The 14,834-nt window shown below is 43.7% G+C and carries 11 protein-coding genes; 2 read left to right on the top strand and 9 right to left on the bottom strand.

From position 1 onward, the window contains the following. Positions 1-192 precede the first annotated feature (192 nt). Both E4T71_RS02535 and E4T71_RS02540 read right to left on the bottom strand, forming a co-directional pair. The gene (locus E4T71_RS02535) at positions 193-1,989 is read right to left on the bottom strand and encodes an ABC transporter ATP-binding protein (protein ID WP_135036397.1); all 1,797 of its coding nucleotides are present in this window, start codon (positions 1,987-1,989) and stop codon (positions 193-195) included. 1 nt (position 1,990) lies between these two features. Then, a complete protein-coding gene (locus E4T71_RS02540) occupies positions 1,991-3,697 on the bottom strand; it encodes an ABC transporter ATP-binding protein (protein WP_135036400.1) in 1,707 nt (568 codons plus the stop codon). A gap of 180 nt (positions 3,698-3,877) precedes the next feature. On the opposite strand from E4T71_RS02540, the gene E4T71_RS02545 reads away from it, so the two are divergent. Next, positions 3,878-4,894, top strand: a complete 1,017-nt coding sequence (locus tag E4T71_RS02545; RefSeq protein WP_135036403.1) for an NAD(P)H-dependent glycerol-3-phosphate dehydrogenase — start codon at positions 3,878-3,880, stop codon at positions 4,892-4,894. 2 nt (positions 4,895-4,896) lie between these two features. Further along, positions 4,897-5,805, top strand: coding sequence for a UTP--glucose-1-phosphate uridylyltransferase GalU (gene galU / locus E4T71_RS02550; protein WP_135036406.1), 909 nt, complete (start codon positions 4,897-4,899; stop codon positions 5,803-5,805). A 140-nt stretch (positions 5,806-5,945) separates the two neighbouring features. Here galU and E4T71_RS02555 read toward each other — a convergent pair whose 3' ends face one another. From E4T71_RS02555 to E4T71_RS02585, 7 genes are all read right to left on the bottom strand, one after another. Continuing rightward, positions 5,946-6,611 (bottom strand): rhomboid family intramembrane serine protease, encoded by a 666-nt coding sequence (locus E4T71_RS02555; protein ID WP_135036409.1) that lies wholly within the window; start codon positions 6,609-6,611, stop codon positions 5,946-5,948. Beyond that, positions 6,589-7,137: a 5-formyltetrahydrofolate cyclo-ligase gene (locus E4T71_RS02560; protein WP_135036412.1), complete on the bottom strand. Its 549-nt coding sequence runs from the start codon at positions 7,135-7,137 to the stop codon at positions 6,589-6,591. Before E4T71_RS02560 ends, E4T71_RS02555 begins: the two co-directional genes overlap by 23 nt. Before the next feature lie 63 nt (positions 7,138-7,200). After that, on the bottom strand, positions 7,201-7,905 hold the full coding sequence (locus E4T71_RS02565) for an MIP/aquaporin family protein (protein WP_135036417.1): 705 nt from the start codon (positions 7,903-7,905) through the stop codon (positions 7,201-7,203). Between the two features lie 13 nt (positions 7,906-7,918). After that, positions 7,919-9,742 carry a type 1 glycerol-3-phosphate oxidase gene (gene glpO / locus E4T71_RS02570; RefSeq protein ID WP_135036418.1) on the bottom strand — a complete coding sequence of 608 codons (1,824 nt, stop codon included), beginning with the start codon at positions 9,740-9,742 and terminating at the stop codon, positions 7,919-7,921. A gap of 137 nt (positions 9,743-9,879) precedes the next feature. Beyond that, positions 9,880-11,397: a glycerol kinase GlpK gene (gene glpK, locus E4T71_RS02575; RefSeq protein ID WP_135036421.1), complete on the bottom strand. Its 1,518-nt coding sequence runs from the start codon at positions 11,395-11,397 to the stop codon at positions 9,880-9,882. A 106-nt stretch (positions 11,398-11,503) separates the two neighbouring features. After that, a complete protein-coding gene (locus tag E4T71_RS02580; protein WP_135036425.1) occupies positions 11,504-12,889 on the bottom strand; it encodes a helix-turn-helix domain-containing protein in 1,386 nt (461 codons plus the stop codon). A gap of 53 nt (positions 12,890-12,942) precedes the next feature. Beyond that, entirely contained in the window at positions 12,943-13,848 is a 906-nt protein-coding gene (locus E4T71_RS02585) for a DMT family transporter (RefSeq protein WP_135036428.1), read from the bottom strand. Positions 13,849-14,834: the final 986 nt, after the last annotated feature.

The raw sequence follows: 14,834 nt of genomic DNA on the forward strand, positions 1-14,834 counted from the left end.
AAGATAGCGTGGAAAAAGGCAGCATAATAAGGAGTAAACCTCTCACTCACAAAACGAAGAAAGGGGCATCTATCCAAAAAAGAGGCCAGTAGCAGCCTCTTCTTTGTTAATAAAAGTTCTTTGACAAAGTGGTTAGGGAGCCACCTGCAATTGCAGGTGTTTCCCACTTCCTCAAATTCGTTAAAGCAATCTCTATTCAAATACAAATTGATTTTTATAAAGACCCGCATAGAAACCATCTTGCACTAATAGTTCATGATGATTTCCACGTTCAATGACTTGTCCATCTTTAAGAACAATGATCTCATCCGCATTCAAAATGGTTTTGAGACGGTGAGCAATTACAAAGCTGGTCCGACCAGCCACAATGGCTTCCATAGCACTTTGAATTTTGGCTTCCGTCACGGTGTCAACGTTAGAGGTCGCCTCATCTAGAATCAAGACCTGTGGGTCTGTCATCAGAGTTCGAGCAATGGAAATCAATTGTTTTTGACCTGTCGAGAAGACATTCTGGTCATCGTCCACGATGGTGTCATAGCCTTCTGGCAAAGTCATAATAAAGTCATGGATATGAGTTGCTTTAGCAGCAGCTTCGACCATTTCTTGAGGAGCATCCGGAACACCAAAACGAATATTATCACGGATAGTTCCACTAAAGAGAACCGATTCCTGAAGAACAATACCAACATTCTGCCGTAAGCTATCTAGGTCATAGTCCCGAATATCACGACCATCAAACTTAATGGAACCAGTATCGACATCATAGAAACGGTTAATCAAGTTCATGATTGTTGTCTTACCCGAACCAGTTGGTCCAACAACGGCCACCATTTTTCCCTTAGGAGCCTCAATGCTAACATTGTTCAACACTTTCTGACCAGGAAGATAGCCAAAGTCAATCCCTCCAATGTTGACTCCTTCCTTCAATTCTGTAAAGTGAGGAGCATTGACTGGACGGATTTCCTCTTCCTGATCAAACATTTCTTGAATGCGACCAGCTCCTGTGAAGGCTAATTGCAACTCAGCCCAGCTCGAAGCCACTTGCATAATTGGCTGGTAATACTGCTGAGAGTATTGTACAAAGGTAACAACCAAACCAAGAGCCGCCGCCGTCGTCATCGACGAATCGTTGAGAACCAAGGTCGAACCAACAAAAATCACAATAGCCGTGTTGATCAAGCTCATCCCGTTCATAACTGGGAATAACAAACCTGCAAAGAAACGGCCTCTAAACGTAGCTTGGCGCACCCGATTATTCAAGACCATAAAGCCTTCAATTGTTTCTTCCTGAACCCCTTGTACAATAATTGCTTTTTGACCAGAGATTTTTTCATCCATGTAAGCATTCAACTCACTTACTTCAGCCTGTTGAAGGTTGGTATATTTTCGAGCCATACGCACAATAAAAACCAACAATAGAAAGGCGATTGGCGTAGAAGCTACAGTCACCCAAGCCAATTGTGCATGTTGCACAAACATCATCCAAACCAAACCAATATACAGAGCAATGTTTGAAACTACTTGTGTCAGACTTTGATTAAAAGAATTTTGAATATTATCCAAGTCCGAAGTAAAACGTGACAAGATGTCTCCATCCTTATGCCGATCAAAGAAGGATACCGTCAAACGCTCCAACTTCCCGAATAATCCTTTCCGCATCCGATTGGTGGAGTGTGCCACAATCCGTGTAAAGAGCAGAATATAAATTAACATCGAGAGTGTCGTGAACAAATAGGTTAAAAATAATTTCCACATAATGGAGCCGAAAGCCTCCATACTCGGCTTAACCAAGGTGGCTCCTGTTGCATCACTCATTGCTTTAGCTTCAAAATACTGCTGAGCCCAAGTCCCTAACTCAGATAGGGCATTCCCTAGATATACCGGAGCTTGAACTTGGAGGTAGGTTGACACAATAATCGCTAGAAAAATAAATAGAAAGGATAGTTTATAGCGTTTAAAATAAAACCAGAAAAAACGTGCTGTTTTCATATTAGTCCTCCCTTCCCTTTTGAGTTTCATAAATTTCACGATACACATCATTGGTAGCTACTAATTCTGCATGTGTTCCTTGACCAATTAGTCTACCTTCATCCAGTACAAGAATCTTATCTGCCTTCACAACAGATGATATTTTCTGGGCAATAATAACTATTGTTGTTCCTTTTAGTTCCCTATTCAAGGCTTCCTGTACTAATTTTTCAGATTTTGCATCCAAGGCAGAGGTCGAATCATCCAGAACAAGGATTTTAGGATTTCCAATAACACCACGGGCAATACTCATCCGCTGCTTCTGACCACCCGAAAAGTTGTTACCGCGCTCTTCTACCTGACTCTCGTAGGAATCACTCATACGATCAATAAATTCCTGAGCCTGGGCAATGGCAGCCGCTCTCTCCATCGTAGACAAGTCTGCTCCAGACTTCCCTTGGCGAAGATTATCTGCAATCGTCCCACTAAAAAGGATCGCTTTTTGCAAAACAATCGAAACCGACTGCCGCAAGGTCGCTTGGGACACTTCCTTCAGATTACGACCGCCAATGGAAATACTGCCTTCCTGTGGGTCGAACAGACGTGGAATCAGTTGGGCTAAGGTAGACTCCCCTGACCCTGTCGCACCAACAACCCCAATCATCTGTCCAGGTTTCACTTCAAAACTCACATCTTTAAGGGTTGGATCGGTATCATGAGGATAGGTAAAGGTAACATGATCAAAGACCAGACTTCCTTCAAGATCCTCTAGTCCTCCCTCGACAAAATCCATAGCGGGATCGGTATCCAAGATCTCCTTGATCCGATTCAAAGAAACAAATGCTCTACTAGCCTGCATCCCCATGAAGCTGACCATCATGATTGAAAACATAATTTGCATCATATAAGTCATAAAGGAAGCGATATTCCCAATTGCCTCAGGCTCTGTCTCTACCAATTGCGAGACCATGTAAATGGATAGAAAGGTCGCCATGTAAGCAATAAAGGTCACAGCTGGCATCATAATCGAAAAACCATAACCAATGAAAAGATTCAGTTCCAACAGGTCATTTGAAACTTCTTTAAATTTAGCATACTGAGCTTTTTCTTGCACAAACGACTTTACAACTCGAACCCCACGAAGATTTTCTTTCGCAATGGCATTAATCTTATCCATCAAGGTTTGAAAGAGACCAAAACGAGGACCAAGACGCCCCATGATAGCAGCCATAAGTCCACCAATAGCCAATACCATTAGAACCAAAACCCACCAAAGACTTGGAAGAGTTCTGACAGCCAAGACAAAGGCACCAATAAAGAGAATCGGCAAACGAAGCAAGACCTGAAAGAGCATCATCATCAGATTTTGAATTTGTGTAATATCATTGGTCATCCGAACAACAAGATTCCCTGCATTAAACTCCTCCACGTTGGCATAAGAGAAAGTCTGAATTTTACGAAAAGTCGCCTCCCGTAAATCCGCTGACACTCCCTGAGCGATTTTAGCTGCTAGGACTGTATTCACAACCCCTGCCAACAAACCAGCTCCTGCAATTCCCACGAGCCAAACACCAATCGACGCAATCTTTTCTTGGTCATTTTCCATGACAGCTGCCAAGACGTCGCTTAAATAACTAGGTTGTAACAAAGCACTCGACACAATGACAACAACCATGAAAACAGACCCCAAGACATACCATTTATAAGGTTTTAGTGCTTGTTTCAGCATGATTTCCTCCTTCATTCCACAAAAAAGCTCCTGGTTCACCTCAGTGAACAGGATGCTTTCTTTTTCTTCAGATTATTCTAATATAGTAGCACAAATTCCTAAGTATCGCAAGCCTCACTTCATTTTTAAATCCCCCTAGATTATGATAAAATGAAAGGGACTACAACGAAAGAAGGAACTATGGAAAAACAAATCATTACCATCCTGGGTCCCGGGTCTTGGGGAACCGCTTTAGCCCAGGTCTTAGATGACAACGGCCATGAAGTCCGACTCTGGGGCAATGCCCTCGAGCAAGTTGACGAAATCAACACTCGCCACCAAAATTCCCGCTATTTCAAGGATGTCACTCTCTCCTCAAGCATTAAAGCTTACAGCGATTTACAACAAGCACTGACAGATACAGATGCGATTCTCTTCGTTGTCCCCACCAAGGTCACACGCCTGGTAGCTCAACAAGTCGCCGCAAATCTGGACCACCCTGTCAAAGTTCTCCACGCCTCCAAAGGGCTAGAACCAGGCAGTCACAAACGCTTGTCTACAATCTTAGAAGAAGAGCTTCCTGCAGAGCTTCGCTCTGAAATCGTGGTTGTCTCCGGACCTAGTCATGCAGAAGAAGCTATTGTCCGAGACATCACACTGATTACAGCCGCCTCCAAAGATTTAGAAGCAGCCCGCTATGCCCAAAAGCTCTTCAGCAATTCTTACTTCCGCCTCTATACAAACACTGATGTCATCGGTGTTGAGACGGCAGGTGCCCTCAAAAACATTATCGCAGTTGGAGCCGGTGTCTTGGCAGGCCTAGGTTATGGCGATAATGCCAAGGCAGCCATTATCACCCGTGGATTAGCAGAAATTACCCGTTTGGGAGTTCAGATGGGGGCTGATCCCTTAACCTATAGTGGATTATCTGGTGTTGGAGACCTCATCGTCACCGGTACCTCCAAACATTCCCGGAACTGGCGTGCCGGTTATGCCCTGGGACAAGGACAAGACCTGGAGTCCATTGAAGCGTCAATGGGCATGGTGATTGAAGGTCTATCTACTACCAAGGTTGCCTATGAACTAGCCCAAGAATTGGAAGTTTATATGCCCATTACCCAAGGCATCTATCAAGTCATTTATGAAAATCGTCCCATCAAAGAGGCCATCACAGAAATGATGACCAATGAATTTAAAGAAGAAAATGAATGGAGTTAAGCATGAACAAAAAAGTTAGAAAAGCCGTTATTCCTGCAGCTGGTCTTGGAACTCGCTTCTTACCAGCTACCAAAGCTCTTGCTAAAGAGATGTTGCCCATTGTCGACAAACCAACGATCCAATTTATTGTCGAAGAAGCCCTTCAATCCGGTATCGAGGAGATCTTGGTTGTAACAGGTAAAGCCAAACGCTCCATTGAGGACCACTTTGATTCAAACTTTGAATTGGAATACAACCTAAAAGAAAAAGGAAAAGATGAGCTCCTCAAACTGGTTGATGAAACAACTGGCATCCGCCTTCACTTCATCCGCCAAAGCCATCCACGTGGACTAGGAGATGCTGTTTTACAAGCCAAAGCCTTCGTCGGAAATGAGCCTTTTGTGGTTATGCTGGGAGATGACCTTATGGAGGACAAAGTTCCTCTCACGCGCCAACTCATGAATGACTACGAAAACACTCATGCTTCAACCATCGCCGTTATGCAAGTCCCTCACGAAGAAGTATCTGCTTACGGAGTTATCGCCCCTCAAGGAAAAGGCTCCAACGGACTCTACTCTGTGGAAACCTTTGTGGAAAAACCAGCTCCTGAAGAGGCTCCAAGTGATTTAGCCATTATCGGTCGCTACCTTTTGACCCCTGAGATTTTCAACATCTTGGAAACCCAAGCTCCAGGTGCCGGCAATGAAGTTCAACTAACAGATGCCATCGATACTCTCAATAAGACTCAACGTGTTTTTGCTCGTGAATTCAAAGGAAAACGCTACGATGTCGGCGATAAATATGGTTACATGAAGACCTCAATTGAGTATGCTCTCCGTCACCCACAAGTCAAAGATAATCTCAAACAATACATCATTGACCTCGGAAAAGAGCTAGAAAAAACGAACCGCCCTCAAAAAAAATTAAAATAACACACTAGAATTTCAGAAAATAAACCACAGATAGGCTCCAGCAAATCCAATCTTGCCAGAGCCTATCTGTGGTTTTTTCATAATCACTAAAAGTTTACGACAATGATGGTGTCAAATGCCAGACCAATCCCAAACCCATTTCAAAACAAGAACTTGGCTAAGATTAGTACTGACAATCCTAGGTAAATACCGAGACCCAGCAGTTGACCACTACGCCCATGAACAAGGCCATACGGATATAGAGGAAGCGACAAAGCCAAACAAGCTCCTCCCAAGAGACCACCCAAATGCCCTGCTAGGCTAATACCGGGAGCCAAACTGAATACTAGATTCATAACCAAAAGAGGAAGATAGGATTGACCTAAGTGTTGAAGGTAGGGATTCGGAAGCCACCGTAACACTACCAAAATTGTAAAGAGTCCATAGATGGAGGTCGAAGACCCTGCTACGATGAACTCGGGACTAAACACCAAGCAGAATAGATTGCCCATCAGACCCGTTAAAAGATAAATCAAGAAAAAACGGACCGAGCCATACAGTCTTTCAATTTGCTGGCCGAGAAAATAGAGCGTCAAGGTGTTGGAGAAAAAATGCATAAAACCAATATGCACAAAAATAGCCGATAATAAGCGGTAGGATTGACCTAAATCCCAGTGGATCAAAGGGGGATACAGAGCCCCGAACTGGATCAACAAGCGGACATCCTCAACCGCACCACCGGACACAATATACATGAGCAGAAAGAGGAGGCAATTGAGGGCTACAAAAAGACAGGTGACAGGACTATATTTCAATTGAGACATCATCGATAAGAAGCTCCTTTACAGCTTGATCATGGTTTTCAGGGGTGAAATCGGCTAATTGCTGAGCATAGATTGTCGACACGGTCCAACCAGGGAAATCAGCCAAGATACGGTCATAAAATCCTCCCCCGTAGCCGATTCGATAGCCATCTTTACGAAAGATAATCCCAGGCACATGCACCCAATCAATAGTGACTAAATGTAGACTCGGGTCAGGATCGTTCGTGGGTTCTAAAATTCCATAGGCACCTGTTCTTAGATACTTAGAATCATAATCCACAAAAACCATGTGACCAGGTCCTAAAACCTTAGGAACTAGGAGCCGTTTACCATCTAATTGAGCTTGAAGAAGTAAGGCTTGGGTATCGACTTCATGGCTTAGGGAGAGATAGGTGGCGACTACTTCTGCCTGCCGATAAGCCTGTGAATCCAGCAGCTTCCCTATCACCCGCTGATCGGCAAGTCTTTTTCTTTCTGGAGACAGTTGCTTAAGAACCTCTAGTCCCCTCTTTCGCAAGATTTTTTTCATAATCTTATCATAACACAAAAGGTAGTTGGCTAAGCCAACTACCTTAAAAACGTGGAGTTCGTATTAGTACAATCCATAAACCAACACAGCCAAAACCGCACCAAGAAGAGGACCTACGACTGGAATCCAAGCATAAGACCAATCGCCATCACCCTTGTTTGAAATCGGTAAAAGAGAGTGCACCAAACGTGGACCCAAGTCGCGCGCTGGATTGATGGCGTAGCCAGTAGTACCTCCGAGAGACAAACCAATACCAATAATCAGAGCCGCTACAGATAGGGTTGATACTCCCGCAGCAATATTAGCTGTTCCCATCGCTAAAAGGGTCAACACAAGGACGAAGGTACCCAAGATTTCAGAAATTAAATTGGAAACATTGTCTCGAAGAGCTGGACCTGTCACAAAGGTTCCTAAGATTGCACCTGAATCTTCTGCTGCATCATAGTGAGGTTTGTACATGAGCCAAACTAGGATTTGTCCAAACATAGCTCCAAGGAATTGCGCCACTACATAGCTACCAAAGGAAGCCCACGGTAGAGAGCCATTAAGTGCCATGGCTAGAGAGACAGCAGGATTCAGATGAGCAGGGGATAAGCTACTCACCGCAAAAGCTGCAATCGCAACGGCCAGACCCCAGCCAGCTGTAATGACAATCCAACCTGCATCATGGTTTTTGGTTTTGGGAAGAACAACCCCTGCCACTACCCCATTCCCCAAGAGGATAAGCAAGGCTGTTCCTAGAAATTCTCCTAAAAATTCATTCGACATATTCGTGTTCTCCTTATGCCTTCAATGAGGCTAAATCATTTTCTGCAAGGCTAGCTTCCAATTCTTCTTGGTAAGCAGCCTTTTCTTCTGGGCTCCATTCATAGTAACGAGCCATTTCTTCAACGACAGCATCCTTGATACCGTCCACTTGCTCCCGTTTGAAGAGCATGTAATTGGTCCGACGAAGCAAGAAGTCTACGGGACTCAAGGTCAACTCATTTTGCATCGCATAGTGGAGGGATAGTGTATCCGCCAAACTCAAACCTGGAGCAGCTTGAACTGTTTGAGCTAAGGCATAAACTTTCGGTGCATTTGAACCATACAAGTTGGCCAAATATTTAGCCTCATCCTTATCCAAACCACGCGTCACGCCCAATTGTGCAAAGACCTCCAATTCCGCTTCAACATTATGTGGATTGAGTTCCCCACCTGATACCGGATAAGTCTTCGAATGCACCAAGGTAAAGTTCCGCTGGAACTCCTCTGCAAGAATTTGCAAAATAAGCTCCATAGCTCCCTCGGCCATCTTGCGGTAATCTGTAATTTTACCACCTGCCAAGGTTAGGAGACCATTTGGATCGCGCTCTAAGCTGGAACCGCGCGATACAGCAGACGGATCCAAGCTTTTCTCAGAAGTAGACGATTCCATTTTGCTCAGAACGTGCTCCACATCTTCCCTTGTTTTTTCTTTTGCGAGATAAGCTTGAACCGCCCCAATCAACTGCTCAAAACTATCGTCGCTAAGGGAACCGTTGTCCCCACCATTGTAATCAGAGGCGTTATTCCCCGCAATCAATGGACGCAGACCAGCCCAACCACTTTCAATATCCGCAACGGTCAAGTGAGCCTCTGGGAAACGGTGGTTAACAATCTGCAAGAGATAATCCACATCTTCTTGTTCCACCCGAGGATGAGCCAGATCACCTTGATAGTCCGTATCCGTTGTTCCAAAATAGGTTTTATTTTCACGCGGAAGAACAAAGATCATTCGGCCATCAGCCAAGCCAGAGTCAAAATAAACCGGTTGACTGACCTTGAGACGACTAGAATCTACTACTAGGTGAACCCCTTTAGTTGGACGCATCAAACTAAAGGCCTGTTCAGGATTGCTGAGATTCCGAACCTGGTCAGACCACGGGCCAGTTGTATTTATAACGAGACGAGCCCGAATTTCTAGAGTTTGATCCGTCAATAAATCACGTGCCTGAACCCCGACAATTTTATCTCCTTCAAAGAGGAAACCTTCTGCTTTGACATGGTTGGCTAGATAAGCTCCATCTTGATTTGCCCGTTTAAGGTTTTCAATCACCAAACGAGCATCATTATTACGGAAATCGAGGTAGACACCACCACCTACCAAGCCTTCCTTCCGTAAGTCAGGTTCCCGCTCCAAAACTTGTTCCCGGCTGAGAACTTGGTTGGCAACTGAAGAACCATTGACTCCAGCCAAAAGGTCATACAAATCCATAGCTACTTTCAAGCGGAAAAGATTAAAGGTAGCCCCTGGTTCATCATAAACCGGAAGTAACATTGGATCTGGCTTGGGAATATGTGGTGCAATGCGCTGCACCACCGCCCGCTCGCTGACCGTATCTGATACAACCTCCACATCAAATTGCTTGAGATAACGGAGACCCCCGTGAACCAACTTCGTCGAACGACTGGAAGTTCCCTCAGCAAAATCCTGCATCTCAATCAAACCAGTGTCCAAGCCAGACGCTGCCGCCTGCAAGGCTAAACCAGCCCCTGTAATTCCTCCACCAATAATCAGCAAATCCAAGGTTTGTTCTTGCATCTTTTCCAATGCTCGTGTTCGGGTTCGTTTTGAAAATTCCATGGTCAATACCTATTCCTATCTAAATACTCTTTACAGCTGAGTATAAGTCCAAGTTCGTTATTTACTAAGTTGTAAAACCTGAATAAGAGGTCCAGTTGATCTTTCATTCAGGGAGATTTTGACACTGAAGATTGCATCTAACCTTCAGTATCAGAATCTTCCGCAAAGACGCGAGTTGCTTTAACAGCTTTTTTCCAACCCTTATAGAGTTGTTCTTTACGCGCTTCGTTCATGGACGGCTCGAAGAGTTGTCCTGTTTCATTTAAAGTTTTTAATTCGTCCAAATCTTGCCAATAACCAACAGCTAATCCAGCCAAGAAGGCTGCTCCCAAGGCTGTTGTTTCAAGGTTCTTAGCACGTGCAATATCAATACCCAAGATGTCCGCCTGGAATTGCATCAAGAAATTATTCATCGCTGCTCCACCATCAACCTTGAGTAGGTGAATGGCTGTGTCAGCATCTACTTGCATGGTATCAATGATATCCCGAACCTGATAGGCAATCGATTGAAGAGTCGCCTTAATGAAGTCTTCTTTACTCGTACCACGAGTCAAGCCAAAGACTGAACCACGAGCATTTTGATCCCAATAAGGAGCTCCCAAACCAGTAAAGGCTGGTACAACATATACCTCGTCGTTGCTTTGGGAAGCGAGAGCCAGAGTCTCTGATTCTGGAGAAGCTTCAATCATCCGCAAGCCATCACGTAGCCATTGAATAGCTGAACCCGCAATAAAGATCGAACCTTCAAGGGCATAGTAAACCTTGCCATTGATTCCATAAGCAATGGTCGTCAAGAGATTATTCTGTGACAACTGCATCTTCTCACCGGTATTCATAATAATGAACGATCCAGTTCCGTAAGTATTTTTCACCATTCCAGGCTCAAAGGCTAATTGACCAAAGAGTGCCGCTTGCTGGTCTCCAGCCATCCCTGAGATCGGCACCTCTCCTCCATAGAAGTGGAATGGAGCAGTCTTACCATAAATCTCAGAATTAGAGCGTACTTCCGGTAACATAGCTTTTGGAATATTCAAGATTTCAAGAATCTCATCGTCCCACTCCAAGGTCTCAATGTTGTAAAGCATTGTCCGAGCCGCATTGGAATAGTCTGTCACATGAGAAGCTCCGTCTGTCAGCTTCCAAACCAACCAAGTATCAATGGTTCCAAAGAGCAATTCACCTTTTTCAGCCCGCTCTTGAGCTCCTGGTACCTGATCCAAAATCCAGCGTACCTTCGTTGCAGAGAAGTAAGCATCGATCACCAAACCGGTCTTCTTATGGAACAATTCTGTATAACCATCCTGCTTCAATTGTTCCGCTAACGGAGCTGTTTGACGCGATTGCCATACAATAGCATTGTAAATCGGTAGGCCGGTTTTCTTATCCCAAACCACCGTAGTCTCCCGTTGGTTTGTAATCCCGATAGCCGCTACCTGACTTGGCTTCACGCCGCTCTCAATGAACGCTCCTGCAATAACCGACTGAACAGATGTCCAAATTTCATTCGCGTTATGCTCTACCCAACCAGCCTCTGGGAAAATCTGCGTAAATTCTTTCTGACTACTAGCAACCTTCTCTCCTTTTTTATTGAAAAGAATCGCCCGCGAACTCGTCGTTCCCTGGTCAATTGCCATAATATATGTTTCAGTCATCATCGACCTCCTAAGATTTATTCTATGTTCAGTATATCAAACGCTTTCATTCTCATCCTATCAACTTTTTTGCTTTTACAAAAAAAACTGATAGGATTTTGTGATTTTTTCACAAAATCCTGTCAGTTTGAAGAAGCTCCCGAATAACTTCCAAGTCATAACCTAGTAAATCTTCTTTCAAGACATAAAGGGGTTGGTTAGAATAAGATCGCCAAGTAGCATCTGTCACAACCAAACTATAATTGACCCCAGCTTGGTAGGTCTCAACTTCAATTAAACGATTATGTTGCAGGTACTGTTTGAGAGTTCGAACCATCCGTGCCAAAACCAAAGGCGAACGATGAGAATCCACTGCCAAACGCTTCATGGGCTGTTTCAAATCCCCTAGATAATCTAAAATCTGAACAAAATCCCATTCAAATGCCAACAAACGGCTATCCTTCTCCGCAACCAGACGTTGGGCTAAAGAACGGGCAACATCTACCGTAATCCAAGATTGAGGATGAATCCGGGTATAGGAACGCAAGGTCCCCTCGCCCTCCCAGCTAACCAGACCCCCTTGAAAAAAATAGACCTGACTAGCTAGGCGACCCAAATCATCTAAAACTGGACCTGGTCCCTGTAAAGAGACGCCTAACTCTTTGAGAGCTTGAAGCAACTCTGTTACCTTATCCTGAATGGGGCCTCCAAAAGCCAAAAATTTTTCCATTTCCCTACTAGCTAATAGACCTTGACCTAGTAAAAAAGCAAACAGAAGACTTAGCTCCGAAGAATCCCAATCTAAACTTGCCAATCCCCCTACCAACTGTTGAAAAGTAGGATGTTCTTGATAGAGCTGCAAAGCTTCCGAAGGCTCCTGCTGAAAACGCTGCCGTATCTGAGCCAAAGACCACCAAATAGGCAAGTCTAAGCCCGAATCCTTCTGAATCACTGCTCGTATAACAGTTTGAAACTGCTGATAATCTGCCTGCTGTTGGATTCTAACTAAATCCTCTGGGAGGGTCATTTCCCGTAACAGGCAGAAGGCTAGAAAACGCACCTGTAATTCACTCCCTCGCAAACGGCCATTCTGAATCACCAAACCGAACTCGTCCAACAACTGGTTAAGGCCTAGTAAATGCCGGTTCAAGGTTGCCTCACTGATTTGGAAACGAGCCGATAAAGTCTGAATCGTAAAGACTTGTTGGGACCAAATAGCTTCCAACAGCCGAAAACGCAGAGAACGCCGTAAAAGAACACCTGTCAATGCCGACAAGCAAAACTGCGGTCCAGCCTGCAACCGCACAAACTCCTGCTCGATACTCAGATAAGCCCCCAGTTTTTCTCGATCTAAGAGCTCATTAAATTCCCCCAGGTACTTCAGAAACGTCTTTCGAGACAAACCTATTCGTATTCGAAGCTCTCCCATAGACAAAGGCCCACCCTCCTGCAGGAGGGTGGTCATCATCCTATAAGAAGCAGCTTCTACCTTGTCCATTAACTGTGCACAATCCATTTTTTACTCCCAAACGGGGCTAGCTGTAGAGACCCCTTTTCTTTTTGACATGATTAAACCTTCTCTTCTTCTATGGAAAGCAGAACCATAGAAGGCAAAATCAACAGAGAAGCCACAAAGAGCGACCAATGAGGCTCCAGGCCTAAAAAGGCCAAGCTCAGTAAGATGGAGGCCAGGGGTTCACTAGCTCCAACTACCGAGATAACTAGAGGAGACACTAATGTGAGAGCCTGCAAGAGAATCCAAAAGGACAAGGCAGTCCCAAAAAGAGCAATGATAGCCGAAATGGAGAGGCTAATGACATCTACTTGGAAAGTCACTTGCCAAACGGGATAGAGAAAATTAGAAAAAATCCCTGCTACCAAAAGACCCCAACCTAAAGTATAAAGAGAACCAAAGTGGCTCATAAAGTGGGTCGGTAAGGTGGTATTAAACAAAATCCCAACCGCACTTAAAAGACCGGCCATCAAGGCCATCGGACTAATGGAGAGCTGACTAAGATCACCTTCACTCACCAATAGAATCACTCCAAGCAGGGTTAACAACACGTACAGAATGGATTTACTAGAAACAGGATGCTTCTTCCATAGACCCGTATAGAGCAAAATAAAGACTGGCGCTGTAAACTGTAAAATCGTTGCCGTGGCCGCATTTGAATATTGAATACATAGGTAAAAGAAGAATTGAACCGAAAAGAGACCTAGAATCGTATAGGCAAAAAAACGTGGTAACATTTTCGAATCTCTCCAAATTCGCCAGAGCCCTGCAGGGTCTTGGACATAAGCTAAGGTCAGTAAGACCACTCCGCCGATCAAAAGACGCATGGAGGTAATCCAGCCCGTTTCCACCATGTAATGAGAAAAAAAGTATTGACCAATAATCCCACACAGACCCCAGACAATACCCGATATTATTCCATAAAGTGTTCCTTGAACAATTCTTTGCTTTTGATTTTTCATTCTTTCACCTCCTCCTCTTTACTATACCATAAGTCGACCAGTCCCGTTCGTTAATACTTTTCAAAAATCTCTTTCACCCTCGTAATTCTCACGATTTGAGAAACTCTTAGAACATGTTAACAGAGAAAGGGAAGCTTTTGGTAATTGAATCCTACTACAGATTACCTGTAGCTTATTCAATATCACCTTCTGACTTTGGCAAGCCTATTCGATGAGCTGATGGATTGCGTATGCTTCGACGTTACTCGTCATCTCTTTGAAATCTTCTAGTCTTCGGATTGTAAAATCGGCATACATTTATTTTTAGAGACAATGACACACCCACTGGTACAAAAAAGAACCCATGAGGGTTCCTTCTGGAAATAATAGAAAGGATACTAGAAAAACGAAAAATTCTCTCCGTTTCCCTATTGGTAAAAGAATGTTGTGAAAAATATTCACAGCATCAGTATAGCAAAAACAGATAAGCTTAACATATCCGTCCCACTTACGCAACACCCTTTCTTATTAGAATTGTTCGGAAATCTACTCATTTTTTCTCCATAATTAACAGGAATCATTCTAAAAAAGAAAATCAGCTCCTAGATCTACTCCTCCCACCTCTTTCTTTCCAAAAGATAAAATTTGAAAATTTTTTAATAAATCTCAAATTCTACCTATATCTGTTGCAGATATGAAACAACTAAGGCCATTCATGGTTACTACTATATTTTAACCCAAATTATTCATACATAACTAAAAAAACTTCCAGAATCGCTGATACATCATGGTTTCTGGAAGTTTTTGATTTTCACCCATTAGGTGAGACTTTTTACTGGACAAAAAAGGATTTCCCCTTTATGATATAAGCGCAAACCATATCAAAATAGAAAGGAAACCCATATGTTCAGTCTAACAAATTACAATTCTAAAAACAACACTTTTTCTTTTGATGGTGGAAATCTAACGAATTACGGAGGATTACTTCTCTTTAAAGTACTTTTTGA

Origin of the sequence: Streptococcus sp. WM07 (assembly GCF_004570525.1) — a bacterium.
Lineage (GTDB): Bacteria > Bacillota > Bacilli > Lactobacillales > Streptococcaceae > Streptococcus.